Source organism: Frigoribacterium sp. CFBP9029 (assembly GCF_034045305.1).
Classification (GTDB): Bacteria; Actinomycetota; Actinomycetes; order Actinomycetales; family Microbacteriaceae; genus Frigoribacterium.
On the sequence record NZ_JAXCWB010000005.1, the window covers coordinates 162,631 to 188,344 of the forward strand.

The following is a 25,714-nucleotide window of genomic DNA, read 5'->3' on the forward strand; positions in this document are numbered from 1 at the left end:
GCCAAGGATCAGCTGGGAACACGACCCGTCGCCGGTCGACCGGGCACGAGGCGCCGCCGGGTCGACTCAGAAGACGTCGGGCGACGGTGTCGAGGCGTGGCGGATCGACACGTCGGCGTGGCGGTCGAAGCGGTAGCCGGCCCCGCGGACGGTGCGGACGATGTCCTCGAAGGCGCCGAGCTTCGAGCGGAGGCGGCGGACGTGCACGTCGATGGTGCGCTCGTTCGGCACCTCGTCGTCGCCGTCGGCCCAGAGGCTCGAGATCAGCTCGGCGCGCTCGATGGTGCGGCCCTCGCGCAGCACGAGGTACTGCAGCAGCTCGAACTCCTTGTAGGTCAGCGGTGCGACGTCGCCGTCGAGCAGCAGGCGCTTGCGCGAGATGTCGACGACCACGCCGCCGCGGGCACCGGGCTCGTCGTCCTCCTCGACCTCCTGACGACGTGCGGCGAGCGCCGACGGGTCGTGCAGCGCCAGGCGCACGACGTCGACGTCGCGTCCGCCCGATCCGGTCGGTGCGAGGGCGACCGCGGCGTGGGTCTCGGCCGAGGGGGCGATCGAGGCCACGAGCGCCTTCAGCTGCGAGACGATGTCGCCGAGGTCGGTGCCGTCCGCGGCGGCCTTCAGCTCGTCGATGCCGACGTAGAGCACGAAGCCGCGTGCCTCCTGGCCCTCGGGCAGTGCCCGTGCTCGCCGCGCAGCGGGAGGTGCGACGGCCGCCGGGGCCGTCGCCTCGACGGAGTCGTCCACCGGCGGGACGGCGTTCAGGTGCCGGGCGGGGGCGATGGTGCGGGCGGAGGGGGCGGCGACGGGGCGGTCGAGGGTGAGGGACATGGGTACGCGGATCCTTGCGTGCGGGTGAGCGGTACCTCGGCGACGGTGACGCCATCGTTCGTCGCGGGTATCGCTCGGTTCGTGTCGGTGTCCGCTGCCGGTCAGGCGGTCGGCGGACGGTCGATGTCGTGACATCGGGGGGATGCGCGTCGGAGTGGTGACGCGGATGCATCCGGGAGTCGACGGCTCAGCAGCGGGGTGGGGCTGCGAGCTCAGCGTGCTGCGGAGGCAGCGACGGCGACTCGGCGAGGTGTGGCCGGATCAGGCACACATTCGACACAGGACGGCGTGCATCGGCATCATCATGCCGGTGCTCCCGGGGGCCTCAACGGAGGTCGGGATGAACACGCTGTCAGTCATGGGTTGATTGTGTTACAGCGTGCGTCGCGCTGTCAAGCACCATGCGGCGGGCGGCCTGGCGGGCCCGGGGGCCGCAGCCGGCGCGACGACGACGAACCGCGCCTCCGGAGGTCGGAGACGCGGTCCGGAAGCCCGCAGGAGGCGCGGGTCGGGAGGTCGGGTCAGGCGAGGCCGTAGAGGCGGTCGCCCGCGTCGCCCAGCCCGGGCACGATGTAGCCCTGCTCGTTCAGCCGCTCGTCGACGGCGCCGAGCACGACGTGCACGTCGCGGCCGGCCATGGCCTTCTCGACGGCGGCGAGGCCCTCGGGTGCGGCGAGGATGCAGACGGCCGTGACGTCGACGGCGCCGCGGTCGAGCAGGTAGTCGATCGCCGCGATCAGCGAGCCGCCCGTGGCGAGCATCGGGTCGAGCACGAAGCACTGGCGGTTCGAGAGGTCGTCGGGCAGGCGCTCGGCGTACGTGGTCGGCTCGAGCGTCTCCTCGTCGCGCACCATGCCGAGGAACCCCACCTCGGCCGTCGGCACCAGCTTGGTCATGCCCTCGAGCATGCCGAGACCGGCGCGGAGGATCGGCACGACGAGCGGCCGGGGCTGGCTGATCTCGAGACCGGTCGTCGGGCCGACGGGGGTGACGATGTCGACGGGCGAGGTGCGCACGTCGCGCGTGGCCTCGTACGCCAGCAGGGTGACGAGCTCTTCGGTCAGGGCCCGGAAGGTCGGTGCCGGCGTGCGCTTGTCGCGGAGCACGGTCAGCTTGTGGGTGATCAGGGGATGGTCCGCTACGTGCACTCGCATAGGCTCAACGGTAGCGGAGTCGACCGGCCCGCACCCGCCCGCCGAGAGGTCGCCGCCGCGTGATCGCGCATCCCCCCGAGTTCGACGTCTGGATGGGCCTGGCGCTCGCCGAGGCCGACGCCTGCCGCGTGTCGGACGACGTGCCCGTCGGTGCGGTCGTCGTCGACGCGTCGGGGGCCGTGATCGGCACCGGTCGCAACGAGCGCGAACTGCGCCAGGACCCGACGGCCCACGCCGAGGTGCTCGCCCTCCGCGACGCCGCACGCGCCACCGGCGACTGGCAGCTGACCGGCGTCACCCTCGTGGTCACGCTCGAGCCGTGCCCGATGTGCGCGGGGGCGATCCTCGCGGCGCGGGTGCCGCGCGTCGTCTTCGGCGCCTGGGACGACAAGGCGGGCGCGACCGGCAGCGTCTACGACATCGCGCGCGATCGTCGGCTGCCGCACCGCTCGGAGGTCGTCGCGGGCGTGCGCGAACCCGAGTGCCGGGCCCGCCTCGACGACTTCTTCGCCGCGCGCCGCTGAGTCCGTCTCGCCGGGGGAGCCGAGGAGGCGCGGTGTCAGTCGGCCGCGCGGATCACGATCGCGTCGGTGGGCGGGTCGACCCGACCGGGGCGCACCCACACGTCGGGCTCGATGTAGATCACCCGGGCGATCGGCACCGCGGCGCGGATGCGGGTCTCGACGGCGTTGATGGCGCTCGAGACGTCGGCGAGCACGGTGCGACCGGGCATCGACACCTTGACGCCGACCAGCAGCTCGTCGGGGCCGAGGTAGAGCGTCTTCATGTGGATGATCGACTCGACGTCGGACCCGTCGGTGATCGCGGCGCGGATCTTCGCGACGTCGTCGGCCGAGGCCCCCTCGCCGACCAGCAGGCTCTTGGTCTCGATGCCGAGGATGACCGCGACCGCGACCAGCAGCACGCCGATCGCGAGCGTGCCGATGGCGTCGAAGACGCCGTCGCCGGTGATCCAGGTGAGCACGACGCCGATCATGGCGAACGAGAGACCGAGGAGCGCCGCGGCGTCCTCGAGCAGCACGACGGGCAGCTCGGGCGCCTTCGCGCGGCGGACGAACGACACCCAGCTCTGCTGGCCCTTGCTCGGGCGCGACTCGCGCACGGCGGTGCGGAGCGAGAAGCCCTCGAGGGCCAACGAGACGGCGAGCACGAGCACGGGCAGCCACGGCACCTCGAGCGGGTGCGGTTCGCGCAGCTTCTCCACGCCCTCGTAGAGCGAGAAGACCCCGCCGACGCTGAACAGGATGATGGAGACGACGAAGGCGTAGACGTAGCGCTCCCGCCCGTAGCCGAAGGGGTGCTCGGCGTCGGCGGCCTTCTTGGCCTTGCGCCCGCCGAGCAGCAGGAGCACCTGGTTGCCCGAGTCGGCGAGCGAGTGCACGCCCTCGGCGAGCATCGACGACGAGCCCGAGAAGGCCCAGGCGATGAACTTCGTGACCGCGATGCCCAGGTTGGCGCCGAGCGCCGCGATGATCGCCTTGTTGCCGCCGGATGTGCTCATGTCGTGATCCCCTCGAGTCGCCAGGGTCGATCTTAGGATGGCCTGATGGTCACCATGCTCCCCACCACAGCGATTCTCGGCGCCGGCTCGATGGGAGGCGCGATCCTCTCCGGTCTGCTGCGACCCGGTGTCGTCGTCGACGGCGGCATCCGGGTCACCAACCGGTCGGAGGCGAAGGCGGTCGCGCTGCGGCACGGCGCCGTCACCTCGCTCGCCACCGAGAGCGATCCGCGCGCGAACGCGTCGGCGGTCGTCGGGGCGAAGCTCGTGCTCATCGGTGTCAAGCCGCACATGGTGGTCGACCTCCTGACCGAGATCGGCTCGGCGCTCGACCCCGGGGCGGTCGTCGTCAGCCTGGCGGCCGGCGTCACGATCGAGACGATGGAGGCGGCCCTGCCGCCGACCGTCTCGGTGCTGCGCTCGATGCCGAACACCCCCTCCGTCGTCGGGCTCGGGGTCACCGGGCTGAGCGCCGGTTCGCGGTCCACCGACGACGACCTCGCGCTGGCCCGCACGCTCTTCGAGGTCGTGGGCGAGGTGGTGGTGGTCGACGAAGACCGCATCGACGCGCTCAGCACGATCTCCGGGTCGGGGCCGGCCTACGTCTTCCTCCTGATCGAGAAGCTCCAGCAGGCGGCGATCGGGCTCGGCTTCACCCCGGCCCAGGCGGCCACGATGGTCCAGGGCACGTTCCGCGGGGCGAGCGAGCTGCTCGCCGCGAGCGACGTCGGGCCGGCCCCCGACGCGCCGGCCGAGCTGCGCCGCCGGGTGACCAGCCCGGGCGGCACGACCGAGCGGGCCGTCGCCGTGCTCGACGCGGGCGGGCTCGCCGACCTGTTCGACCGGGCGACGGCGGCGGCACTCGAACGCAACCGCGAGATCGCGGCCGGTCGCTGACCCGGCCGACCCGCGCCTCCTCGGCTGCGGTCTCCACGAGATCGCCGCGACCGCGGCATCCGGGCCCTGGCGGGGTCAGCCCTCGAGCGCCGCGAACCTCTCGATGGCGGTGCTGTCGCCCGACACGATGATCAGGTCGTGGTTGCTGATGACGGTCTCGGGGGTCGCCTCGCTGAAGGCGCCGCCGGGGCTCTTGACGCCGACGATGGTGACGCCGTACTTCTTGCGGATGTTCGAGGCCGCGAGGGTCGAGCCGCGCACCGGCTTGGGCGGGTACATCTTGACGATCGCGAAGGCGTCGTCGAACTCGATGTAGTCGAGCATGCGACCCGAGACGAGGTGCGCGACGCGCTCGCCGGCCTCGCGCTCGGGGTAGATCACGTGGTTGGCGCCGATCCGGGCGAGGATCTTGCCGTGCGACTGGCTGATCGCCTTCGCCCAGATCTGCGGCACCTTGAGGTCGACGAGGTTCGCGGTGATGAGCACGCTCGCCTCGATCGACGAGCCGACGGCGACGACGGCGATGCTGAAGTCCTGGGCGCCGATCTGCTTCAGCGCGTCGATGCTGCGCGCGTCGGCCTGGACGGCGTGCGTCACCCGATCGGCCCACTTCTGCACGAGACCGGCGCTGGTGTCGACGGCGAGCACGTCGCGGTCCTGGCGTTCGAGCTGACCCGCGGTCGCCGCACCGAAACGGCCCAGGCCGATGACGAGGACGGGGGCGTCGTGCTTGATCTTGTCAACCAACGATCGGTCGCTCCTCGGGTCGGGTGAACAGCTGGCGCCGTTGGCTGGCGGCCAGGGCGACGGAGAGTGTCACTGTACCAACGCGGCCCATCCACATCGTGACCGCGAGGATGTACTTGCACGAGTCGGGCAGGTCGGCGGTCAGACCGGTCGACAGGCCCGACGTCGCGAAGGCGGAGATCACCTCGAACAGCACGTGCTCGAGCGGCTCCTTCGTGATGTGCATGATCAGGATGCTCGCGACCGCGACGATCGTGGCGCCCCAGAGCACGACGCTGACCGACAGTCGCAGCACGTCGCTCGGGATGCGCCGCCCGAAGGCCTCCATCGAGCGGTTGCCCCGCGCCTCGGCGAACGCCGCCAGGAAGAGCACGGCGAGGGTCGTGACCTTGATGCCGCCGGCCGTCGAGGCCGAGCCGCCGCCGATGAACATCAGCATGTCGGTCACCAGCAGCGACGAGCCGTTCAGATCCGAGATGTCGATGGTCGAGAAGCCGCCCGATCTCGTCATCTGACTCAGGAAGAGCGACTGGAAGATCGTCGGGAACGCCGCGATGCCGCCGAACGTGTCGGGGTTGTCGAACTCGAGCACGATGAACAGCAGGGCGCCGGCGAACAGCAGGATGAAGCTGGTGACGAGCGTCAGCTTCACGTGCACCGACCAGCGGCGGGGGTGCCAGGGGTTGCGGGCCAGGGCGTAGATGACGGGGAACCCGATGCTGCCGAGGAAGACGCCGATCATGATCAGCGTCAGGAACCAGTAGTCGTGGGCGAACGGCGCGAGCCCCTCGGCGTTCGGCGAGAACCCCGTGTTCGTGAAGGCCATCGCCGAGTAGTAGAAGCTGTCGAGCACCGCCTCGCCGATCGGGATGCCGTCGATCACGAGACGTGGCAGGAGCAGCACCGCGATCACCGCCTGGATGACGGCCGAGCTCAGGGCGACCGTGGCGAGCAGCCCGCCGACCTCGCCGAGGCGCACGGCCTGCCCCTCGGGCACCGGGCCGGCGTGCACGCGCAGCGGATTGCTGTCGGAGGCGGCCATCAGCCGGGCGCGCAGCCCCAGCTTCCGAGACACCACCAGGCCCATGATCGAGGCGAGCGTCAGCACGCCGATGGCGCCGATCTGCACGCCGACGAAGATCACCACGTGGCCGAAGACCGACCAGTGCGTCGCCATGTCGACCGTCGCGAGACCGGTCACGCAGATGACGGAGACCGCCGTGAACAGCGAGTCGACGAGGGGTGTGGACCGCCCGTCGGCCGCCGCGACGGGCAGCGAGAAGATCGCCGTGAACAGCAGGATCAGACCCGTGAAGATCATGATCGCGAAGCGCGCGGGTGAGTGGCGACCGATGTCGTCGACGTAGTCGGTGATGCGGCGGACCGGCCCGCGGGACGCGACCCGGAGGGGTCCCTGCCGGATGGTGCGCGGGATGCGCCGGGAGGCGGGGGAGGGGCGCGTCACCCGTGCATGGTACTCCGGGCCGGTCGTCGTTACTGTGGCTGCATGCCTGACCTCTTCGCCGTGATCGCCGACGGGACCCGCCGAGACCTGCTGGCCGTGCTGCTCGAGGCCCGCGTCTCGGGCGAGTCGGCCACCGGCGACGTGTCGGTCGGCGAGCTCGTCTCGCGCCTCGGCATCAGCCAGCCGACCGTGTCGAAGCATCTGCGGGTGCTCCGTGACGCCGGGCTCGTGCATGTGCGCGAGGGCGGGCAGCATCGCTTCTACGGCATCGACACCGCACCGCTCGAGACCGTCGAAGACTGGCTCATCCCGTTCCTCGGCGTCGAGGTGGAGATCGACACGGCCGCGGGCGGGGCGTTCGCGGCGTGGGCGGGGGCCAGCGTGCCGGCCCCGTTCCGTCGGGCGGCCGAGAGCATCCCCGACGCGGGCGACGTGGGCAGCTCGCTCGGCCGTGCGGTCGCCGATGCGCAGCACCGCGCCTCCTCGGCCCTGCACGACGCGTCGAGCGCGCTCGACGAGCGCGTGATCGAGCCCGTCCGCAAGCGACTGGGTCGCGGCGGCGTCTGAGCGTTGCACGAGGTCACGTGCGCCCCTAGAGTGACCATCAGGCACACGAGTCACATGCGTGCGCCTGCACCCACTCGGGGAGTCCGGGTCGGACACGAGGGGGAGACATGGCGGACGGCCTGTCGGACGTGAGGTTTCTCACCGTCGCCGAAGTGGCGGACATGATGCGCGTGTCGCGGATGACCGTCTATCGCATGGTGCATTCGGGAGAGCTGCCGGCCATCCGGTTCGGGCGCTCGTTCCGTGTGCCCGAGTCGGCGGTGGCGGCCGTGCTGCGCACGGGCATCGCCGACGTCGGCTGACTCGACTTCGACTTTCGGCAGTCGCCCTAGTAGACTGCCCCGAGGTATTTTTCCGCGGTTCTGATTCGGACCCGGTCGGTCCAATCCAGAAATCAGTGAGGTCTCTATGGGTTCTGTCATCAAGAAGCGTCGTAAGCGCATGGCGAAGAAGAAGCACCGCAAGCTGCTTCGCAAGACTCGTCACCAGCGACGCAACAAGAAGTAGTCGCAACATCGTCGATGCCCCCGCAGGCCCTGTGCCGGCGGGGGCATCGTCGTACCCGTCGGCGGGTCGTCGACGGGTTCCCCGCTTGCTAACGTGGCAGACGTGAGCGCACCGACCATCACCCTCCTGACCAAGCCCGGCTGTCACCTCTGCGACGAGGCCCGTACGGCGCTCGACGGTGTCCTCACCGAGACCGAGTTCGCCGGTGCGGGCCTCGGCTACGACGAGAAGAGCATCCTCGACGACGTCGCGCTCGAGGCCGAGTACGCCGAGGAGATCCCCGTCGTGCTGATCGACGAGCGGGTCCACACCATCTGGCGCATCGAGCCCGAGCGACTCCGCGCGGCCCTGCGCCGGTCCACCGCCGGCTGAGCCGGCCCACCGACGAGAAAGGACGACCCTCCGCCGAACGTGGCGGTGGGTCGTCCCTTCGATCCTCTCGGGCGTCGCGCCCGTGGCCGGCGCCTACGGGGTCAGGCGGCTGGGGCCACGGAAGAGGTACGTGACCTCGCGGAGATTCGGCTGGTGCAGCATGAGCATCAGCACGCGGGCCAGGCCCATGCCGAATCCGCCGTGCGACGGGGCGCCGTAGCGGAAGAAGTCGAGGTAGCCGCCGAGCTCCTCCGGCTTCATGCCCTTCTCGCGGATCTGGGCCTCGAGCACGTCGACGCGGTGCTCGCGCTGGGCGCCGGTCGTGATCTCGGTGCCGTTGTAGATGAGGTCGTAGCTCTTCGTGAGCTGCGGGTCGTCGTCGTGACGCATGTGGTAGAACGGCCGGATCGACGCGTCGTAGTCCGTGAGGAACACGAAGTCGTGGTCGAACGTCTCCTTGACGTAGGCGGCGATCTGACGCTCGCCCTCGGGGTCCATATCGGCGTCGGCACGGGGCACGACGTAGCCGCGGTCGGCGACGATGCGCTTCGCCTCGGCGAGGGGGATCCGCGGGAACGGCGTGGTCGGCACGGTCAGGTCGACGTCGAAGAGCTCCTTGATCTCGGAGCCGTGCTTGTCGACGACCGCGGTGAAGGCGGCGACGAGCAGCTCCTCCTGCATCGTCATGACGTCCTCGTGGCTGTCGACGTAGCTGATCTCGGCGTCGACGCTCGTGTACTCCGTCGCGTGACGCGAGGTGAACGACGGGTCGGCACGGAAGACGGGTGCGATCTCGAAGATCTTGCCGAAGCCGGCACTCTGCGCCATCTGCTTGAAGAACTGGGGGCTCTGCGCCAGGAACGCGCTGCCCTCGAAGTACTCGACCTTGAACAGCTCGGCGTTCGACTCGCTCGCCGAGGCCATGATCTTCGGGGTGTGGATCTCGATGTAGCCGCGCTCGACCCAGTAGGTGCGCATGGCGTGCTCGAAGGTCGTCTGCACGCGGAAGATGAGGGCATTGCGTGGCACGCGGAGGTCGAGGAACCTCCAGTCCATGCGCTTGTCGATGCCGCTGTCGGGGGCGATCGGCGTCTCGGGGTCGGCGGCGCTGTCGACGACGAGGGTGGCGATCTTGACCTCGATGCCGCCGAGCTTGACGCGCTCGTCGTGCTTGAGCTCACCCGTCACCGTGACGAAGCTGCCCTGCGCCAGACCCGAGATGGCGTCGGCGATCTCATCGACCTCGCCGTTCGCGGCGAGCACGTCGGCGGCGGTGCGCGGGCGGACCAGCTGGACGGCGCCCGACTCGTCGCGGAGCACGACGAACTGCACCTTCTTCTGGTCGCGGACGGTATCGACCCAGCCCGCCACCGTCACGGTGCCGTCGGGGAGGGGCGAGAGGTCGCTGATGAGGGTGCGTTCGATCACGAGGCTCGACTTTACAGGGCGGTCGGATCTTTGCGGTTCCCGTGAGGGAGGTGTGCGCGGGGCCTCGACCTAGACTGGAGGGCATGCCCGCCCAGCACATCCACCTCGTCCGGCACGGTGAGGTGCACAACCCCGAGCACGTGCTCTACGGCCGTCTCGACGGCTTCGGCCTCAGTGATCTCGGGCACCGGATGGCCGCCTCCTCGGCCGACATGCTGCAGCAGCAGGGTGCGCCGGTCGTCGCCGTCACCGCGAGCCCCCTCCAGCGCACCCGCGAGTCGGCCGCGCCCTGGGCCGAGCGCTTCGGTCTCACGGTCGCCGTCGACGATCGCCTCGTCGAGCCGGCCAACAAGTACGAGGGTCGTCGGTCCGACTTCACGATCCGCAAGCAGCTCGCCGTCCCCGCCGAATGGCCGTGGATCGTCAACCCGCTGAAGCCGAGCTGGGGCGAGGCCTACGTCAGCATCGCGTCGCGCATGCTCGCGGCCGTCGAAGACGCCTGGGCCTCGGTCGACACCGGCGACGTCGTGCTCGTCAGCCACCAGCTGCCGATCTGGATGGTGCACCGCAGCGTCACCGGCGCCCGTCTGTTCCACGACCCCCGGCGCCGTCGGTGCTCGTTGTCGAGCGTCACGACCCTCGAACGTCGCGGCGACGCCTTCGTCGAGGTGGGCTATCAGGATCCCGCGCGAGACTTGCTCGATTCCGCCGTCGATCTTGGAGCAGTGTGACCACCCGTAAGACCTCCACCACCCGTCGGGCGACCACGATCTCGCGGGTGCTCGCCGGCGCCGCCGTCGTGGCTCTCGCCCTGACGGGCTGCACCTCCCAGAACGACGACCTCGCGGCCGACTTCGGCGACGGCACCACCGAGAACTACATCTCGGGCAGCGGCACCGTGACCGAGATCGCCCCCGAAGACCGCGGCGACCCCGTCGAGTTCACCAGCGAGACCGACACGGGCGAGACGCTGTCCCGATCCGACTACGACGGCGACGTCGTCGTCCTCAACTTCTGGTACGCGGGCTGCCCGCCCTGCCGCGCCGAGGCCCCCGACCTCGAGCAGGTCCACGACGACTACGCCGACGAGGGCGTGCAGTTCATCGGCGTGAACGTCCGAGACCAGGCGGCGACCTCGCAGGCCTTCGCCCGCACCTTCGACGTCGGCTACCCGTCGGTCGTCGACACGAACGACGGGGCCGTGCAGCTGGCCCTCGCCGGCACGATCGCACCGAACTCCGTGCCGACCACGATCGTCCTCGACCAGCAGGGCCGAATCGCCGCGCGCATCCTCGGGGGTCTCGACGGTCCGAGCATCCTCGACACCCTGGTGTCCGACACCCTCGCCGAGCAGTCCTAGGTGTACCAGGGCAATCCCTTCTTCGAGGCGGTGGTGAGCGGACAGCTCGCCGTCGCGCTCCCGGTCGCCCTCCTGGCCGGTCTCATCTCGTTCCTCTCGCCGTGCGTGCTGCCGCTCGTGCCCGGCTACCTCGGCTACGTCGGCGGGCTGACGGGTCGATCGGTCCCCGCGGCCCGTGGCGACGCCGTGCCGACGCCCGACGCCGTGTCGGCCGCCGCCCGCCGCGATCGCCGTCGCGTCGTGCTCGGGGTGCTCCTGTTCGTCGCCGGCTTCACGGTCGTCTTCGTCGGGGCCAACCTCGCGTTCGCGGCCGCCGGCTTCTGGCTGATCCAGTGGCGCGACCTCATCGTGCGGCTGATGGGCCTGGTGGTGATCGTGCTGGGTCTCGTCTTCATCGGGCAGTTCGGCTTCTTCCAGCGCACGCTGAAGCTGCCGGTCACGCCCGCCACGGGTCTGGCCGGGGCCCCGCTGCTCGGCATCGTCTTCGGCATCGGCTGGACACCCTGCATCGGTCCGACCCTGGCCGCCATCACGGCCATGTCGCTCGACTCCGCGTCGCTCGGGCAGTCCGTGCTGCTCGGCCTCTTCTACTGCATCGGACTCGGCGTGCCGTTCCTGCTCGTCGCCCTCGGCTTCGGCTGGGCGTCGCGGTCGATCTCGTTCGTCAAGCGGCACATGCGCGCCGTCAACATCGTCGGAGGTTCCATCCTGATCGTCATCGGCCTGCTCATGGTGTCGGGCCTCTGGTCCGATCTGATGTCCCGTCTCGGGTCGGTGATCGCGAGCTATGGCACGATCGTCTGACCGCGAGCCGCTGACGCCGGCCGACGAGACCGACGCCTCCGCCGATCCGCTGCGGCCGAGCGACCACGTCGATTCGGTCCGGGCTCCGTCCCAGGGCAGGGGCGGCGACGGAGTGACGCAGCCGCGACTCGGCCCGATCGGCTACCTCCGCTTCTTCTGGCGGCAGCTGACCAGCATGAAGACGGCGCTGTTCCTCCTCATGCTGCTGGCGGTCGCCGCGATCCCCGGATCGCTCGTGCCCCAGCGCACCTCCGACCCGAACGGGGTCGTCCAGTACCGCACCGACAACCCCGATCTGTTCCCGATCCTCGACAAGCTCGGCGTCTTCGACACCTACTCGTCGCCGTGGTTCTCGGCGGTCTACCTGCTGCTGTTCATCTCGCTGATCGGCTGCATCATCCCGCGGACGAAGCACCACTTCGAAGCCCTCCGCGCCCGTCCGCCCAAGACCCCGGCCCGGCTGTCGCGTCTCGCCGGCTACCGGACGGTCACGATCGATCAGAGCGGAGGAGGCGCGGGTCGGCCCTCCGTCACCCCCGCCGCCGCCGTCGAGGCGGCCCGTGCGCAGCTGAAGCGCGCCGGCTACCGCACCGAGGTCTTCGCCGACTCGGTCAGCGCCGAGCGCGGCTATCTGCGCGAGACCGGCAACCTGGTCTTCCACGCGGCGCTGGTCGGCGTGCTGCTGACCGTCGGCGTCGGGGGAGGATTCGGCTACGCCGGTCAGCGCGTCGTCGTCGAGGGTCAGACCTTCACGAACGTGCTCGGTTCGTACGACTCGTTCAACCCGGGTCGGTGGTTCGACGACTCGCAGCTCGACCCGTTCAGCATCACCCTCGACCGGTTCACGACCGACTACGAGGAGCAGAACCGCGACGCCCTCGGGCAGGCCCTCGACTACACGGCCGACGTCACGACCCGCACGCAAGACGGTGACGACGACGAGAAGCGTCAGATCAAGGTCAACAGCCCGCTCGCCATCGGCGGCTCGAACGTGTACCTGCTCGGCAACGGCTACGCGGTCGACGTGACGGTGCGCGACGGCGACGGCGACGTCGCCTTCCGAGACACCGTCCCGTTCCTGCCGCAGAACACGAACCTCATGTCGCAGGGCGTCATCAAGGTGCCCGACTCGTCGCCCGAGCAGCTCGGCATGATCGGCTTCTTCTACCCGTCGGCGGTCGACACCGAGTCGGGCATGCTGGCCTCGAACTACCCCGACACGCTCAACCCGGTGCTCAGCCTCAACGTCTACACGGGCGACCTCGGGCTCGACGACGGGGTGCCGCGATCGGTCTACGCCCTCGACACCGTGGGGCTGACCGAGGTGGCGGGTGCCGACGCCGACACGAGCGCCATCCGCGTCACCCCCGGCGAGACCGCCGATCTGCCCAACGGGCTGGGCACCGTGACCTTCGACGGCGTCAAGCGCTTCGCGTCGTTCGACGTGCATCACGACCCGTCGCAGCTGTGGGTGCTGCTCTTCGCCGGCCTCAGCTTCGCGGGTCTGCTCACGGCGCTGTTCGTGCCCCGACGCCGCGTCTGGGTCAAGGCCCGAGACACCGGGTCCGGTCTCGTGCTCGAGTACGCCGGTCTCGCGCGCGGCGAGGATCCGACCCTCGAGAGGGCCGTGGGCGACATCACCCGAACGCATCTGACCGGGCTGGGCGTGCCCGCCGAGGCGGCGAAGGCGGTGGCCTCGGGCGAGACAACCGCTTCGACGTCGAGAGACGACGAGTCGTCGCCCGCACCCGACGGACGTAAGCTCTCCTCGTGACCGCCGACCTCGCCTACTACTCGCTCGTCGCCGTCTACTCGGCGATGGCCATCTACACGATCTCGTTCGTGGCCTACGCGCTCGACCTGGCGAAGCGCTCCGGCGACGCCCAGCTCGCGGCGAAAGAGGCGTCGAGTCTCGACGGCGGTCGCGCGCCGGTGGCCTCGGCCTCGACCGCACGCGGTTCGTCGACCGTGGTGCTCGACCGCCCGGCCACGACCGTCGGCGGTGACACGACCGACTCGTCGGGTCGTCGCCGCCCGTCGCGCTTCGAACGCGTCGCCACGTCGCTGATGGTCCTCGGCCTCGTCGTCCACGTCGCCTCGGTGATCATGCGAGGCGTCGCCGCCGAGCGGGTGCCGTGGGCGAACATGTTCGAGTTCTCGCTGACCGGCACGGCGATCATCGTGGGCGTCTATCTGCTGGTCAAGCAGTTCGTCGACATCTCGTTCCTCGGCGCGTACGTGATGGGTCTGAACCTCATCCTGCTCGCCATCGGCACGGTCAACTACTACGTCGCCGTCGTGCCGCTGCAGCCCGCACTGCAGTCCGCCTGGCTCGTCATCCACGTGCTCGTCGCGATCCTCGGCACCGGGTTCTTCGCCATCGCGGCCGGCCTGTCGATCGCCCAGCTGATCCAGACGCGTCGCGAGCAGGCGAAGCTCGCCGGTCTCGGCTTCATGCAGACGCTGCCCGGCGCCGATCGTCTCGAAGACCTCGCGTACCGCGTGGCGCTCGTCGGCTTCGTCCTCTGGACCTTCACCCTCATCGCCGGCGCCGTATGGGCCGAGCGCGCGTGGGGCCGGTACTGGGGCTGGGACACCAAAGAGGTCTGGACCTTCATCATCTGGGTGCTCTACGCCGGTTACATCCATGCGCGGGCGACGCGCGGCTGGCGCGGTTCGCGGTCGTCGTGGCTGTCGATCATCGGCTTCGCGGCCGTCATGTTCAACTTCTCCGTGGTCAACGTCTTCTTCAAGGGTCTGCACGCCTACTCCGGCCTCTGACCCGCGCCGCGTCTGATCCGCGCCGCCGCCGACCCGCGCTGCGTGCGTCGATCGGGGTCGGGCGGGTTCCCGTCATCCCTGGCGGGTCAGCGCTGACCCGCCCCGGGTGACGGGAACCCGCCGCAGTACGTTTCTGCCACTGCCACTGCCACTGCCACTGCCACTGCCACTGCCACCGCCGCCGCGCCGCCGCCCTCAGCCGGCGAGCACGGCGTAGGAGGCGCGGAGCCGCTCCACCCAGAACTCCCGTCGGTCGTCGCTCGCCGCGTGCCGCCGCAGCAGGTCGACGTCGACGTCGACGCGGCGCACCTCGATCGCTCCGTCCACCGGCAGCAGCGGCGCTCGCGTCACGTCGGCCGCCAGCAGCGCGGCCGTTCCCAGTCCGCAGTCATGCCGCAGCTCGGGCATCGCGGCGGCGAGGTGGGCGCCCATGCTCAGCCCCACCGAGGTGTCCAGGGCGCTCGACACGACGACCGGCAGCCCGGCGGCGGCGACGATGTCGAGCGCGGCCGTGATCCCGCCGAGGGGCTGCGCCTTGATCACGAGCAGGTCGGCGGCCCCGGCCCGGGCGACGGCGAGCGGGTCGGCGGCCTTGCGCACGCTCTCGTCGGCGGCGACGGGCACGCCGAGCCCGGCGGTGCGACGCCGCAGCTCCGCGAGCTCGGGCACCGTGGCGCACGGCTGTTCGACGTACTCCAGGGCGTACGGGGCCAGGGCGACCAGCGCCTCCTCGGCCTGCGCGACCGTCCATGCGCCGTTCGCGTCGATGCGCACGCGACCGGTGTCACCGATGTACTCGCGGGCGGCGGCGACGCGGGCGACGTCGTCGCGCAGCGTCTCGCCGGGGTCGGCGACCTTCACCTTGGCGGTGCGGCAGCCGGGGTAGCGGTCGAGCACCGTCCGCACCTCGCCGGGAGCGACGGTCGGCAGCGTCGCATTGACGGCCACCGAGGAGGCGCGGGTCGGGTGCTCGACGCCCCACCCGAAGTCGATGGTCGCCGCCAGCCAGGCGCTCGCCTCGGCGGGGCCGTACTCGACGAACGGGCTGAACTCGGTCCAGCCGTTCGGGCCCTCGACGACGAGGGCCTCGCGGGCGTCCAGGCCTCGGAACCTCGTGCGGAGCGGCAGCTGCACGACGTGCGCGTCGTCGAGCAGATCGGCGAGCGGGGGGAGGCGCGGCGCGGCGCGCGGGGTGGGGCTGCTGTTCGACACGGGGCCAGTCTCGCACCGCGGGCTCGACCCCGGGCGGCCCCTGGCGCACCCTGGGGTTGGGTAGCATCGTGGGCCATGGCCGCAGCAGAGAACGACCCGAACGACCCGACCACCCGCCCGGCCGCACCGGAGGGCCTCGACATCCTGGCCAACGACGCCTCGGGCGTCGAGGTCGGCGATCGTCCTGCGGCATCTCGGCGTCTCGGTCTCGTGACGTTCGTGCTGGCGCTCGCTCTGCTGGCCCTCGACGGGATCGCGGTGGCGCTCCTGGCCGGAGACCTGGTCACCCCGGCCGCGACGATCGCGCTCGTCACGATGCTGGCCTCGATCGTCGTCGGGGTCGTCGCGCTCGTCGCGGTCGTCCTCCGCCGCGGTCGCTGGTTCGCCGTGGCGGCGGTTCTTCTCAGCGTGCTGGCGAACCCGTTCGTGCTCGTCTTCCTGCTCGCCCGGGTGCTCCCCGCCTTCTGACCCGCGCCGCGGTCACCCGCACCCGATCACCCGCACCCCGGCGTCGGCGGCCGGTCGTAGGCTGGGGCGCATGAGCGACGCCGTCTCCGACCTGTTCGACCCCACCGAGTGGCGAGAGGTCGACGGGTTCGACGGCCTCACCGACATCACGTACCACCACAGCGTCGACGGGCGGGTGGCGAGGGTCGCGTTCGACCGGCCCGAGGTCCGCAACGCCTTCCGTCCGCACACCGTCGACGAGCTCTACCGGGCGCTCGATCACGCTCGGATGAACAGCCGCATCGGCGTCGTCCTGCTGACCGGCAACGGGCCGAGCGCGAAAGACGGCGGGTGGGCGTTCTGCAGCGGCGGCGATCAGCGCATCCGCGGTCGCGACGGCTACAAGACCGAGGGCGATCAGGCGAACGTGGCCGACCCGGCGTCGGCGGGTCGCTTGCACATCCTCGAGGTCCAGCGCCTCATCCGCTTCATGCCGAAGGTCGTCGTCGCCGTCGTGCCGGGCTGGGCGGCCGGCGGCGGTCACTCGCTGCACGTCGTCTGCGATCTGACGATCGCCAGCCGCGAGCACGGCAGGTTCAAGCAGACCGACGCCGACGTCGGCTCGTTCGACGCCGGCTACGGCAGCGCCTACTTCGCGAAGCAGATCGGTCAGAAGTTCGCCCGCGAGGTGTTCTTCCTGGCCGAGGAGTACAGCGCCGACCGCGCATACGAGATGGGCGCGGTCAACCGCGTCGTCCCGCACGTCGACCTCGAGCGCGAGGCCCTCGCGATGGCGCGCACCATCCTCACCAAGTCGCCGACGGCGATCCGCATGCTCAAGTTCGCGTTCAACGCCACCGACGACGGCATCGTCGGGCAGCAGGTCTTCGCGGGGGAGGCCACGCGCCTGGCCTACGGCACCGACGAGGCCGTCGAGGGTCGCGACTCGTTCCTCGAGAAGCGCGAGCCCGACTGGTCGCCGTTCCCCTGGCAGTACTGATGCCCATCGTCGACGCCGGGCTCGCGGGTCGGGCGTCGCGAGGCCGGCACCGCGAGCCGAGGAGGCGCGGCGCATGACCCGCTCCCTCCGCCCGATCGATGCCCGTGACCAGGGCGCCGTGCTCGAGGCCCTCCGGGTCGCCCTGGCAGGTGGCCCGGCCGTCGCGCCCCGCACCGACGACCGGGTGCCCGACGACCTCCCCGCGACCGTCCCGGTGGCCGTCGCGCTCGTCGTCGAGACGAGCGGGTCGACCGGTCACGCGAAGCGCGTCGCCCTCTCCGCCGACGCCCTCCTGGCCGGGGCCGCCGCCGCCGACCAGGCGCTGTCCGGTCCGGGTCAGTGGCTGCTCGCCCTGCCCGCCCACTACATCGCCGGTCTGAACGTGCTCGTGCGGTCGATCACCGCCGGCACCGAGCCGGTGCTGCTCGGGCCGGGCGGCTTCGATCCGCGCGCCTTCGCCCGGGCGGCCCGGCGACTCGACCACCCGGTGCGCTACGTCTCGCTCGTGCCCGCGCAGCTGGCGGCCCTGCTCGACGCCGCCGAATCGGAGCCGGGGTCCGAGGCCGCAGAGGCCGGGTCCGCACCCGACGACGCCGGTGTCGCCGGGGCGCTGCGCGGGTTCGCGGCGGTCCTGGTCGGGGGGCAGGCGACGCCGGCGTCCCTGATCGCCCGAGCGCGCCTCCTCGGCGTCCCGATCGTCCGCACCTACGGGGCGAGCGAGACCTCGGGGGGCTGCGTCTACGACGGGGTGCCCGTCGGTCGCACCCGGGTCGAGATCGTCGACGGGCAGATCGAGCTGAGCGGGCCGTCGCTGTTCGACGAGTACCTGGCCGACCCCGAGCGGACGGAGGCGGCGCTCACGACGCGCGACGGCCTCCGCTGGTACCGCACGGGCGACCACGGCACGGTGTCCGACGAGGGCGTGCTGACCGTGACGGGACGCCTCGACGACGTCATCGTCTCCGGCGGCGAGAAGGTCTCGCTCGGGGTGGTCGAGCGCGTCGTGCGCGAACGACCCGGCCTCGACGCCGCCGTCGTCGTGCGCTCCCCGCACCCCCGGTGGGGCGAGGTGCCCGTCGTCGTGACCACGGGCGCGGCGCCCGATCTGCTCGAGCTGCGGCGGGCGGTCGTCGAGCGTGCAGGGCGGGCGGCCGCGCCCGATCGCGTCGTCGTCCTGGCCGCGCTGCCGCTCCTCTCGAGCGGCAAGCCCGATCGTCGCGCCCTCGAGCGCGCGGTCGGGGGCGACCGGCCGAACTAGAATCGGGCCGTGGCGAAGACGAAGAGCAAGAAGGCACGACCCGGCGGACGACCCGGCGGGCGACCCGGTCGGCAGCCCGCGCGGCGGGTGACCGCCCGCGACTGGATCGGCGGCGCTCGTCTGCGCACCCTGCCCCTGGCCGTGGCGCCGGTCGCGCTCGGCACCGGCGTCGCCGAGGCCAACGGGTCGAGCGACCTCCTCCTCGCCGTGCTGTGCCTGGTCGTCGCCGTCCTCCTGCAGATCGGCGTCAACTTCGCCAACGACTACTCCGACGGCATCCGGGGCACCGACGCCTTCCGGGTCGGGCCGTCGCGGCTCACGGCCTCGGGGGCCGTCCGTCCCCGCAGCGTCCTCCGGGTCGCGCTCGGCTCGTTCGCCGTCGCCGCCGCGGCCGGTGTCGCCGTCGTGATTCTCTCGGGTCACTGGTGGCTGCTCGCCGTGGGGGCCGCCGCCGTCGTCGCCGCGTGGTTCTACACCGGCGGCAAGCGCCCCTACGGCTACAACGCCCTCGGCGAGGTCTTCGTCTTCGTGTTCTTCGGCCTCGTCGCGACCGTCGGCACGACGTACGTCCAGCTCGACCGGTTCCCGGCCGACGCCTGGATCGCGGGCGTCGCATCGGGGCTCTTCGCCTGCGCGGTGCTGATGGTCAACAACATCCGCGACATCCCCCAAGACGCCGCCGCGGGCAAGCGCACCCTGGCGGTCGTGGTCGGCGACCCGGTCGCTCGGGCGCTCTACGCGCTCTTCCTGCTGCTGCCGTTCTTGATCCTGGCGTACTTCGGGTTCCTGTACTTCGATGCGCCGTACGTCTACTTCACGCTGATCGCGGCCATCCCCGCGGCCATCATCGGCGTCACCGGTCGCACGCCGCGCGAGCTCATCCTCGCCCTGCAGCTGTCGTCGCTGACGGCGCTGCTGTGGGCGTTGGCGCTGTCGGCGGTCCTGTACTTCTAGGCTGCGGCCCGACTGCGCTCCGCTCGACGCTCAGACGTCGTCGCGGTCGGAGCGGCGGATCTCCTCGTCCTCGGCGATGTCGTCGCCGTGACGCGTCTCGGGCTTCGATCGACGCTCGGCGAGGTCGAGGGCGACACGACGTCGGAGCGGTGCGAAGAAGATGTACGAGACGCAGAGTCCGACGATCGCCGCGACGATCGTCGCGATGTAGGGGTCGATGCGGATCACGAGCAGGACGGCCAGCGCCACTGCGAAGATCCCGAGACGGATGAACGTGTACTTGACCCAGGGTTTCACCCGGCGATTCTACGGCGGCGAGACCGTGCCCCAGCCGGGTGGATCACAGGTCGGCCACGGAAGGGCCCACGGTCAGGATCCGCACCGGGACGCCGCCTATAGTCGAGGAATGGTGAGGTTGTACGTCGTTGGCATCGTGATCGCCGCTGCCTTCATCATCTACGCCCTGGTCGACTGCCTCTTCGCGGACGCCTCCAGGTTCCGTGCTCTGAACAAGCCCCTCTGGGCGTTGATCATCGTCGTCCTGCCCGTGATCGGCGCCATCCTCTGGTTCCTCCTCGGCAAGAACCGCAAGAACCGGCAGCCCGAACGGCGCCGGTTCGTCGCTCCCGACGACGACCCCGAGTTCTCCGGTCGCTCGGCCTCCAACATCAGCGATCTCGACCGCGAGACCACCGACGAGCGCATCCGTCGCCTCGAGCAGGAGCTCTCGGAGCTCGACGAAGACGGCAAGACGGGCACGGCGTAAGCCGGCCATGTCCAGCGACCGCGACGATCAGTCGAGCGGCAGCCCCGCGACGGATTACGCCGTCGAGCTGCTGTCCGCCCTCGTCGACGTCGGCGTCCGCGATGTCGTCCTCAGCCCCGGCTCCCGTTCGCAGGCGCTGGCGCTGGCCGCCGCCGAGCTCGAGCGCTCGGGGCGGATCCACCTCAGGGTCCGCATCGACGAGCGATCGGGGGCGTTCCTCGCCCTCGGGCTGGCCGTCGAGACCGGCGCACCCGTCGTCGTGATCACGACCTCGGGCACCGCCGTCGCCAACCTGCACCCGGCCGTCCTCGAGGCCCATCACTCCGGGGTGCCCCTGGTGCTGCTGACCGCCGACCGACCGACCGAGCTGCGGGGCATCGGCGCCAACCAGACCACCCACCAACCCGGTCTCTTCGGTCGCGCGGTCGCGTTCGTCCGCGACGTCGAGGCTCCCGTCGAGGGGCCGGTCGACGTCGACGCCGTCCGCGCCCTCGCGCACGACGCCGTCTCCGCCGCCCTCGGCCACCGGCAGGCGGCCGGGGGTTCGCCGTACGGCGATCTGCCCGCCCCCGGGCCGGTGCAGCTGAACATCGCCTTCCGAGAGCCCCTGTCGGCGCCCGTCGTGCGGATCCCCGACGCCCGCCCCGATGCGGTGACCCGCGCCTCCCCGGTGTCCCGTCTCGCCCTCGAGGTCGACAGGGTCCCGTCGACGATCGTCGTGGCAGGTCACGCGGCGACGGACGAGGCCGAGCGAGTCGCCCGTGCCCTCGGTGCGCCGCTCGTGGCCGAGGTCTCGAGCGGCGCGCACTTCGGCCCCAACCTGGCGCTGGGCTATCGGGCGCTGCTCGGCGAGCACGCGTTCGGCGGCGCAGTGCGACGTGTGATCGTCTTCGGTCACCCCACCCTCACCCGGCAGATCCCGGCACTGATCCAGCGGTCCGACGTCGAGGTGATCGTCGTCCGCGGCTCGTCGCCCGAGGCCTACGACCCGGGCCGCGACGCCCGCGTGGTCGACGCCGTCGATATCCCCGAGGGCGCCGCGGCAGTCGAGCCACGGCGGCACGGCCGACACCAGATCGACACGGCGGCGGTCGGCGACGCCGCGGCCCTGGCGACGGCCACCGCCACGGTGACGGCCACGGGTGCCGCCGCCGACGGCCCGTCGCCCGAAGACCGCCCGCATCGCGCCTGGGTCGGTCGCTGGGTCCAGGCCGGACGACTCGTGGTCGGCGACGACGAGTCCGCGCCCGACCTCGAGTCGGCCACGAGCGACGAACCCGCCGAGCGGGCCGCGTTCCTCCGCGGCGAGGTGGCGCTGCTGCGTCGTGAGGTCTCCCGTCGCGCCCTGGCCGAGACCCTGTGGCGCGTCACCTGGCCCCACGACCGACTCGTGCTCGGCGCGTCCCGGCTGATCCGCGAGGTCGACGAGGTCGTGCCCGGCAAGCGCATCCCCGTGCACGCCAACCGGGGTCTCGCGGGCATCGACGGCACGATCGCCACCGCCACCGGCATCGCCTACGCGAGTCAGCTCGACGAGTCGCGCCCGGGGGTCACGCGGGTGCTGCTCGGCGATCTCACCCTGCTCCACGACGTCGGTTCGATGCTCTTCGGCGACGGCGAGGTGAGACCCCGCCTGCAGGTGATCGTCGGCAACGACGGCGGGGGGACGATCTTCGACGGGCTCGAGGTGGCGGCCACGGCCCCCGCCGACGCGATGACCCGTGTGCAGTTCACCCCGCACAGCGTCGAGCTGTCGGCCCTGGCCGCGGCCTACGGGTGGCAGTACTCACGCGCGGGCACCCGGGCCGAGCTCGACCGTGACCTCGCCCGACGCTGGGACGGCCCTGTGCTGATCGAGGTCCCGCTCGTCCGCTGACCCGCCGACGGCGGCTCGATGTCCGGCCTCCGGGCGGCCGGCTCACGGCCTCCCGCGGTCTTGGTCCCCGCTTCACGCCCGAGTCGTAGGCTCGACCCATGGCCAAGACCTGGACGACCCCGCCCGCCGTGTCCCTCCGAGCCGACGACGCCGTCGACCTGGCGGCGATCGATCCGTCGTCGACGCCCGGGTTCGCGGGAGACAAGCAGTACGCCGCGCAGTCGCTCGAGTCCGGTCGTGACACTCTCGGCGACCTGCAGGAGAGATTCTTCGCCTCCAGCCGCCATGGCGGCGACAAGGGTTCCGTGCTGCTCGTGCTGCAGGGCATGGACACCGCGGGGAAGGGCGGCATCGTCCGTCACGTGGTCGGAGCCTTCGATCCTCAGGGCGTCGCGCACCACGCCTTCAAGACCCCGACGGAGGAGGAGCTCGCGCACGACTTCCTGTGGCGCGTGCGCCGCGAGCTGCCGGGCCCGGGCATGATCGGCGTCTTCGACCGGTCGCACTACGAGGACGTCCTGATCGGCAAGGTGCGCCGCCTCGCCTCGCCGGAGGAGGTCGAGGGTCGTTACGACGACATCGTCGAGTTCGAGCGCGAGCTGGCCGAGGCCGGCACGACCGTCGTCAAGGTGATGCTGCACATCTCGTCCGACGAGCAGAAGTCGAGGCTGCGCGAACGACTCGACCGCCCCGAGAAGAACTGGAAGTACAACCCCGGCGACCTCGACGAGCGCCTGCTCTGGAACGACTACCAGGAGGCCTACCAGACCGCGATCAGGCGGACGTCGACCGACTCGGCTCCGTGGTACGTCGTCCCCGCCGACCGGAAGTGGTACGCCCGGGTGGCCGTGCAGCGCCTCCTGATCGACGCCCTGGCGGCACGCCGCCCGGAGTGGCCGAGCGCCGAGTTCGACGTCGAGCTCGAGAAGACCCGCCTCTCGTCCACCTAGGCGCTCGACGCCCCGCGGGTCACCCGCGCGCGGTCGTCTCAGCTCGGGGTCGCCCGTTCTAGGTCGCCCGCGCGAGGTCGTCTCAGCGCGGGGTCGCCTCAGCGCGGGGCCGCCCGCAGCGACGCCCCCGTGCCGCGCGGCAGGCGGAGACCCTCGACGATGCTGACCAGAGCCAGAGCCGCCAGCACGATCAGGGCGATGCGGTAGCCGGTCGGGTCGCCGACGCCGGTCGTCCCCAGCACGCCGTCGGCGATGCGGACCACCAGAGCTGTCAGAGCGACCCCGAGTCCGACGGCGAGCTGGCCGGTGATCGACGACAGCGCGTTCGCCGCACCGAGGCGCTCGGGCGGCACGTCGGCGAACTGCAGCGTGTTGTAAGCGGTGAAGCCGACCGAGCGGAACACCCCGCTCGCGAGCAGCACCAGGGCGATGACCACGGGCGACGTCTCGGCCGTCACGAGGGCCGCCCCCACGAACGTCGCAGCGAGGCCGACGGTCGAGACGGTGACGATCGGGATGACCGCGAAACGCCGCAGCAGCGGCGTCGTGAACGGCTTGACGCCGAGGTTGCCGACGAAGACCCAGGTGAGCATCAGACCGGCCTCGGCGGGCGACCACCCGAAGCCGTCCTGCAGCAGCAGGGGCACGACGAAGGGCACCCCGTTGACGACAGCGCGGTAGACCGAGCCGCTGAGGTTCGTCACCCGGAACGACGGGATGCGGAACGCCGTCAGATCGAGCAGGGGGTGCGCCACCCGACGGAACCAGCGGCCGGCGGCGAGCACCAGCAGCACCGCGAGCACGAGCAGCCCCGCGCCCGTGACGGCGGTCGGGGCGCCGCCGAGCAGCTCGAAGGCCACCACCCCCGACACGACCGCGGCGACGACGAGGCCGAGCCCGACGACGTCGAGACGGGCGCGCGGGGCACGAGGCACGGCCGGGATCACGCGCCACGCGGCGACCAGCAGCGCCGCCCCGACGGGCACGTTCACGAGGAACACCCACTGCCAGCCGAGGTGCTCGGTGAGCAGGCCGCCGACGAGCGGCGCGATGACCGGTGCCACCAGGGCGGGCCAGGTGAGGTACGCGATGGCGCGGATCAGCTCCGACTTCTCGGTGCTGCGCAGCACGATCAGGCGCCCGATCGGCACCATCATGCTGCCGGCGAGACCCTGGACGGCACGCGAGGCCGTCAGCGAGACGAGGTCACCGCTGAGCGCGCAGGCGAGCGAGGCGACCGTGAACAGCACGATCGCGGCCAGGAACACCCGACGTGCGCCCCACCGCTCGGCGAGCCAGGCCCCGAGCGGGATGAACGCCGCCACCGCGACGAGATAGCTCGTCACCGCGATCCCCACCTCGGCGGGCACGACCTCGAAGTCGCGGGCGATGGAGGCGGTGGCCGTCGACAGGATCGTGGCGTCGAGGTTCTCCATGAAGAACGCCGCGGCCACCACCAGCGCCACCGGTCGCGACCACGACCCGGGTGCGGACTCCGCGTCGAGCGGGCCGGGCCCCGCGGGATCCCGAGGAGGCGCGGGTGGCGTCACTGCGCGAACGCTCCGACCACGGGCTGGAACTTCATGCGGGTCTCGGCGACCTCGCGATCCGGCACGGAGTCGGCGACGATGCCGGCCCCGGCGAAGGCCCGCACGGTGCCGTCGGGGGAGACCTGGGCGCAGCGGAGCGCGATGGCCCACTCGCCGTCGCCGTCGGCGCCGACCCAGCCGACCGGGCCGGCGTAGCGACCGCGGTCGAACGGTTCGAGCTCTCGGATCAGAGCCAGCGCCTCCTGGGTGGGGGTGCCGGCGACGGCGGCCGTGGGGTGGAGGGACGCGATCAGGTCGAGAGAGCTCGACCCGTCGGTGAGGCGGCCTCGCACGTCGCTGGCGAGGTGCCAGAGATTCGGGAGCTTGAGGGTGAACGGCTGCTCGGCCGTGACGATGCCGTCGGCATGCCGACCCAGCGAGAGCAGGAGACTGCGGAGCGCGTACGAGTGCTCGTCGAGGTCCTTCGGCGAGGTCGCCAGAGCGTGGGCCGCGCGCTCGTCGCTGGCCGCGTCGACGCCCCGAGCGGCACTGCCGGCCAGCACGCGCGCCGTCACCTCCCCGCGCTCGGTGCGGACGAGCGTCTCGGGGCTCGCGCCGATCAGCCCGTCGACCGCGAAGGTGTAGCAGTCGGGGTAGGCCGTCAGGAGGGTCGCCGCGACGAGGCGCAGATCGGCCTCGGCGGGGATCCGCCCGACCAGGTCGCGGGCCAGCACGACCTTGCTGACGTCGCGGTGCTCGATCGCCTCGACGGCGCGGGCGACGGCGTCGGCGTAACCCGCGGCCGACAGGTCGCCGTCGGTCAGTCGCAGCCGGACGGAGGCGCCCACCGGCATGGCGGCGGGCGTCGCGGCACCGTCGACCCTCGTGATCCAGGCGACGCCGTCGCGACGACCCAGCACGATGCGAGGCACGATCAGGACGCTCGTGTCGGTCGACTCGTCGTCGAAGGCGAACGAGCCGAAGGCGATCAGACCGCTGCCGGCGACGCCCACCTCGTCGTCGACGGTGGCCCGGGCGGCGACCTCGCGCCAGGCGTCGGCCGCGTCGGTCATGCGGGTCGGACCGGTGAACTCGAGCCGGAGGGCCTCGCCGATGCCGGCCATCCCGGCACCGCCCCGGACGAAGATCAGGGGGTCGCGTCGATCGACGACGTCGAGGAGGGGGCTGATGTGGTCGATCCGCGTGCTGCGCACGGACAACGACGGGGCTCGGAACGACGGGAGGTCCACCGCGACAGACTACTCGCGGAGCGTGCTTCACACTCGG

The 25,714-nt window shown here is 71.5% G+C and carries 28 protein-coding genes; 18 read left to right on the forward strand and 10 right to left on the reverse strand.

Going from position 1 to position 25,714, the window contains the following annotated elements; genetic code table 11:
• Positions 1–66 precede the first annotated feature (66 nt).
• A complete protein-coding gene (locus SOM11_RS08880; RefSeq protein WP_192058848.1) occupies positions 67–831 on the reverse strand; it encodes a winged helix-turn-helix domain-containing protein in 765 nt (254 codons plus the stop codon).
• 521 nt (positions 832–1,352) lie between these two features.
• Positions 1,353–1,985, reverse strand: coding sequence for a uracil phosphoribosyltransferase (gene upp, locus SOM11_RS08885; protein WP_192058846.1), 633 nt, complete (start codon positions 1,983–1,985; stop codon positions 1,353–1,355).
• Between the two features lie 92 nt (positions 1,986–2,077).
• Between upp and SOM11_RS08890 the strand changes: the two genes are divergently transcribed.
• Positions 2,078–2,509 (forward strand): nucleoside deaminase, encoded by a 432-nt coding sequence (locus tag SOM11_RS08890; protein ID WP_192059292.1) that lies wholly within the window; start codon positions 2,078–2,080, stop codon positions 2,507–2,509.
• Between the two features lie 35 nt (positions 2,510–2,544).
• Here SOM11_RS08890 and SOM11_RS08895 read toward each other — a convergent pair whose 3' ends face one another.
• Positions 2,545–3,507 carry a cation diffusion facilitator family transporter gene (locus SOM11_RS08895; protein ID WP_192058844.1) on the reverse strand — a complete coding sequence of 321 codons (963 nt, stop codon included), beginning with the start codon at positions 3,505–3,507 and terminating at the stop codon, positions 2,545–2,547.
• A gap of 45 nt (positions 3,508–3,552) precedes the next feature.
• Here SOM11_RS08895 and proC point away from each other — a divergent pair, with 45 nt between their 5' ends.
• Positions 3,553–4,404: a pyrroline-5-carboxylate reductase gene (gene proC, locus SOM11_RS08900; protein ID WP_320477816.1), complete on the forward strand. Its 852-nt coding sequence runs from the start codon at positions 3,553–3,555 to the stop codon at positions 4,402–4,404.
• Positions 4,405–4,479: 75 nt separating this feature from the next.
• Here proC and SOM11_RS08905 read toward each other — a convergent pair whose 3' ends face one another.
• Entirely contained in the window at positions 4,480–5,151 is a 672-nt protein-coding gene (locus tag SOM11_RS08905) for a potassium channel family protein (RefSeq protein WP_192058839.1), read from the reverse strand.
• Positions 5,144–6,586 carry a TrkH family potassium uptake protein gene (locus tag SOM11_RS08910; RefSeq protein WP_371740669.1) on the reverse strand — a complete coding sequence of 481 codons (1,443 nt, stop codon included), beginning with the start codon at positions 6,584–6,586 and terminating at the stop codon, positions 5,144–5,146. The genes SOM11_RS08905 and SOM11_RS08910 overlap by 8 nt, the downstream gene beginning before the upstream one ends.
• Positions 6,587–6,658: 72 nt before the next feature.
• On the opposite strand from SOM11_RS08910, the gene SOM11_RS08915 reads away from it, so the two are divergent.
• From SOM11_RS08915 to SOM11_RS08930, 4 genes are all read left to right on the forward strand, one after another.
• Positions 6,659–7,183: an ArsR/SmtB family transcription factor gene (locus SOM11_RS08915; RefSeq protein WP_192058837.1), complete on the forward strand. Its 525-nt coding sequence runs from the start codon at positions 6,659–6,661 to the stop codon at positions 7,181–7,183.
• Between the two features lie 107 nt (positions 7,184–7,290).
• Positions 7,291–7,485: a helix-turn-helix domain-containing protein gene (locus SOM11_RS08920; RefSeq protein ID WP_192058835.1), complete on the forward strand. Its 195-nt coding sequence runs from the start codon at positions 7,291–7,293 to the stop codon at positions 7,483–7,485.
• Positions 7,486–7,591: 106 nt separating this feature from the next.
• Positions 7,592–7,690 (forward strand): 30S ribosomal protein bS22, encoded by a 99-nt coding sequence (locus SOM11_RS08925; RefSeq protein WP_003792170.1) that lies wholly within the window; start codon positions 7,592–7,594, stop codon positions 7,688–7,690.
• Positions 7,691–7,792: 102 nt separating this feature from the next.
• Positions 7,793–8,062 carry a glutaredoxin family protein gene (locus SOM11_RS08930; RefSeq protein ID WP_243215821.1) on the forward strand — a complete coding sequence of 90 codons (270 nt, stop codon included), beginning with the start codon at positions 7,793–7,795 and terminating at the stop codon, positions 8,060–8,062.
• A gap of 93 nt (positions 8,063–8,155) precedes the next feature.
• Here the strand turns inward: SOM11_RS08930 and aspS are convergent, their stop codons facing one another.
• Positions 8,156–9,490 (reverse strand): aspartate--tRNA(Asn) ligase, encoded by a 1,335-nt coding sequence (gene aspS, locus SOM11_RS08935; protein WP_192058830.1) that lies wholly within the window; start codon positions 9,488–9,490, stop codon positions 8,156–8,158.
• Positions 9,491–9,573: 83 nt separating this feature from the next.
• On the opposite strand from aspS, the gene SOM11_RS08940 reads away from it, so the two are divergent.
• The 5 genes from SOM11_RS08940 to ccsB are packed head-to-tail and all read left to right on the forward strand — an operon-like array spanning position 9,574 to position 14,435.
• The gene (locus tag SOM11_RS08940; RefSeq protein WP_192058828.1) at positions 9,574–10,221 is read left to right on the forward strand and encodes a histidine phosphatase family protein; all 648 of its coding nucleotides are present in this window, start codon (positions 9,574–9,576) and stop codon (positions 10,219–10,221) included.
• The gene (locus SOM11_RS08945) at positions 10,218–10,850 is read left to right on the forward strand and encodes a TlpA disulfide reductase family protein (RefSeq protein WP_320477820.1); all 633 of its coding nucleotides are present in this window, start codon (positions 10,218–10,220) and stop codon (positions 10,848–10,850) included. Before SOM11_RS08940 ends, SOM11_RS08945 begins: the two co-directional genes overlap by 4 nt.
• Entirely contained in the window at positions 10,851–11,654 is an 804-nt protein-coding gene (locus SOM11_RS08950; protein WP_320477821.1) for a cytochrome c biogenesis CcdA family protein, read from the forward strand.
• Positions 11,638–13,428, forward strand: a complete 1,791-nt coding sequence (gene resB / locus SOM11_RS08955; RefSeq protein WP_320477822.1) for a cytochrome c biogenesis protein ResB — start codon at positions 11,638–11,640, stop codon at positions 13,426–13,428. The genes SOM11_RS08950 and resB overlap by 17 nt, the downstream gene beginning before the upstream one ends.
• On the forward strand, positions 13,425–14,435 hold the full coding sequence (gene ccsB / locus SOM11_RS08960) for a c-type cytochrome biogenesis protein CcsB (RefSeq protein ID WP_374231442.1): 1,011 nt from the start codon (positions 13,425–13,427) through the stop codon (positions 14,433–14,435). The genes resB and ccsB overlap by 4 nt, the downstream gene beginning before the upstream one ends.
• 195 nt (positions 14,436–14,630) lie before the next feature.
• Here ccsB and SOM11_RS08965 read toward each other — a convergent pair whose 3' ends face one another.
• Positions 14,631–15,647: an o-succinylbenzoate synthase gene (locus SOM11_RS08965; protein ID WP_320477823.1), complete on the reverse strand. Its 1,017-nt coding sequence runs from the start codon at positions 15,645–15,647 to the stop codon at positions 14,631–14,633.
• A gap of 75 nt (positions 15,648–15,722) precedes the next feature.
• On the opposite strand from SOM11_RS08965, the gene SOM11_RS08970 reads away from it, so the two are divergent.
• The 4 genes from SOM11_RS08970 to SOM11_RS08985 all read left to right on the forward strand — a co-directional run bounded on the left by SOM11_RS08970 (position 15,723) and on the right by SOM11_RS08985 (position 19,306).
• On the forward strand, positions 15,723–16,115 hold the full coding sequence (locus tag SOM11_RS08970; protein ID WP_320477824.1) for a hypothetical protein: 393 nt from the start codon (positions 15,723–15,725) through the stop codon (positions 16,113–16,115).
• 70 nt (positions 16,116–16,185) lie between these two features.
• Entirely contained in the window at positions 16,186–17,094 is a 909-nt protein-coding gene (locus SOM11_RS08975) for a 1,4-dihydroxy-2-naphthoyl-CoA synthase (protein WP_243215415.1), read from the forward strand.
• A gap of 73 nt (positions 17,095–17,167) precedes the next feature.
• Positions 17,168–18,352 (forward strand): AMP-binding protein, encoded by a 1,185-nt coding sequence (locus tag SOM11_RS08980; RefSeq protein WP_320477825.1) that lies wholly within the window; start codon positions 17,168–17,170, stop codon positions 18,350–18,352.
• A 9-nt stretch (positions 18,353–18,361) separates the two neighbouring features.
• The gene (locus SOM11_RS08985) at positions 18,362–19,306 is read left to right on the forward strand and encodes a 1,4-dihydroxy-2-naphthoate polyprenyltransferase (protein ID WP_192058814.1); all 945 of its coding nucleotides are present in this window, start codon (positions 18,362–18,364) and stop codon (positions 19,304–19,306) included.
• A 30-nt stretch (positions 19,307–19,336) separates the two neighbouring features.
• Here the strand turns inward: SOM11_RS08985 and SOM11_RS08990 are convergent, their stop codons facing one another.
• Positions 19,337–19,603 carry a DUF4229 domain-containing protein gene (locus SOM11_RS08990; RefSeq protein ID WP_192058812.1) on the reverse strand — a complete coding sequence of 89 codons (267 nt, stop codon included), beginning with the start codon at positions 19,601–19,603 and terminating at the stop codon, positions 19,337–19,339.
• 109 nt (positions 19,604–19,712) lie between these two features.
• Here SOM11_RS08990 and SOM11_RS08995 point away from each other — a divergent pair, with 109 nt between their 5' ends.
• The 3 genes from SOM11_RS08995 (at position 19,713) to SOM11_RS09005 (ending at position 22,898) form a co-directional block, all read left to right on the forward strand.
• Positions 19,713–20,072, forward strand: a complete 360-nt coding sequence (locus SOM11_RS08995) for a PLD nuclease N-terminal domain-containing protein (RefSeq protein WP_192058810.1) — start codon at positions 19,713–19,715, stop codon at positions 20,070–20,072.
• Between the two features lie 7 nt (positions 20,073–20,079).
• The gene (menD, locus tag SOM11_RS09000) at positions 20,080–21,948 is read left to right on the forward strand and encodes a 2-succinyl-5-enolpyruvyl-6-hydroxy-3-cyclohexene-1-carboxylic-acid synthase (protein ID WP_320477826.1); all 1,869 of its coding nucleotides are present in this window, start codon (positions 20,080–20,082) and stop codon (positions 21,946–21,948) included.
• 98 nt (positions 21,949–22,046) lie between these two features.
• Positions 22,047–22,898, forward strand: a complete 852-nt coding sequence (locus SOM11_RS09005; RefSeq protein ID WP_320477827.1) for a PPK2 family polyphosphate kinase — start codon at positions 22,047–22,049, stop codon at positions 22,896–22,898.
• A gap of 98 nt (positions 22,899–22,996) precedes the next feature.
• Here the strand turns inward: SOM11_RS09005 and SOM11_RS09010 are convergent, their stop codons facing one another.
• Positions 22,997–24,448: an MFS transporter gene (locus tag SOM11_RS09010; protein ID WP_320477828.1), complete on the reverse strand. Its 1,452-nt coding sequence runs from the start codon at positions 24,446–24,448 to the stop codon at positions 22,997–22,999.
• Positions 24,445–25,677, reverse strand: coding sequence for an isochorismate synthase (locus SOM11_RS09015; protein WP_243215409.1), 1,233 nt, complete (start codon positions 25,675–25,677; stop codon positions 24,445–24,447). Before SOM11_RS09015 ends, SOM11_RS09010 begins: the two co-directional genes overlap by 4 nt.
• Positions 25,678–25,714: the final 37 nt, after the last annotated feature.

Bases quoted from the DNA above. Each gene is read 5' to 3' on its own strand.
- SOM11_RS08970 (WP_320477824.1), top strand. From the start codon at position 15,723: ATGGCCGCAGCAGAGAACGACCCGAACGACCCGACCACCCGCCCGGCC.
- SOM11_RS08880 (WP_192058848.1), bottom strand. From the start codon at position 831: ATGTCCCTCACCCTCGACCGCCCCGTCGCCGCCCCCTCCGCCCGCACC.
- menD (WP_320477826.1), top strand. From the start codon at position 20,080: ATGTCCAGCGACCGCGACGATCAGTCGAGCGGCAGCCCCGCGACGGAT.
- SOM11_RS08995 (WP_192058810.1), top strand. From the start codon at position 19,713: ATGGTGAGGTTGTACGTCGTTGGCATCGTGATCGCCGCTGCCTTCATC.
- SOM11_RS08890 (WP_192059292.1), top strand. From the start codon at position 2,078: ATGGGCCTGGCGCTCGCCGAGGCCGACGCCTGCCGCGTGTCGGACGAC.
- SOM11_RS09005 (WP_320477827.1), top strand. From the start codon at position 22,047: ATGGCCAAGACCTGGACGACCCCGCCCGCCGTGTCCCTCCGAGCCGAC.
- SOM11_RS08980 (WP_320477825.1), top strand. From the start codon at position 17,168: ATGACCCGCTCCCTCCGCCCGATCGATGCCCGTGACCAGGGCGCCGTG.
- SOM11_RS08895 (WP_192058844.1), bottom strand. From the start codon at position 3,507: ATGAGCACATCCGGCGGCAACAAGGCGATCATCGCGGCGCTCGGCGCC.
- SOM11_RS08975 (WP_243215415.1), top strand. From the start codon at position 16,186: ATGAGCGACGCCGTCTCCGACCTGTTCGACCCCACCGAGTGGCGAGAG.
- SOM11_RS08915 (WP_192058837.1), top strand. From the start codon at position 6,659: ATGCCTGACCTCTTCGCCGTGATCGCCGACGGGACCCGCCGAGACCTG.
- proC (WP_320477816.1), top strand. From the start codon at position 3,553: ATGGTCACCATGCTCCCCACCACAGCGATTCTCGGCGCCGGCTCGATG.
- upp (WP_192058846.1), bottom strand. From the start codon at position 1,985: ATGCGAGTGCACGTAGCGGACCATCCCCTGATCACCCACAAGCTGACC.
- SOM11_RS08940 (WP_192058828.1), top strand. From the start codon at position 9,574: ATGCCCGCCCAGCACATCCACCTCGTCCGGCACGGTGAGGTGCACAAC.
- SOM11_RS08925 (WP_003792170.1), top strand. From the start codon at position 7,592: ATGGGTTCTGTCATCAAGAAGCGTCGTAAGCGCATGGCGAAGAAGAAG.
- resB (WP_320477822.1), top strand. From the start codon at position 11,638: ATGGCACGATCGTCTGACCGCGAGCCGCTGACGCCGGCCGACGAGACC.
- SOM11_RS08920 (WP_192058835.1), top strand. From the start codon at position 7,291: ATGGCGGACGGCCTGTCGGACGTGAGGTTTCTCACCGTCGCCGAAGTG.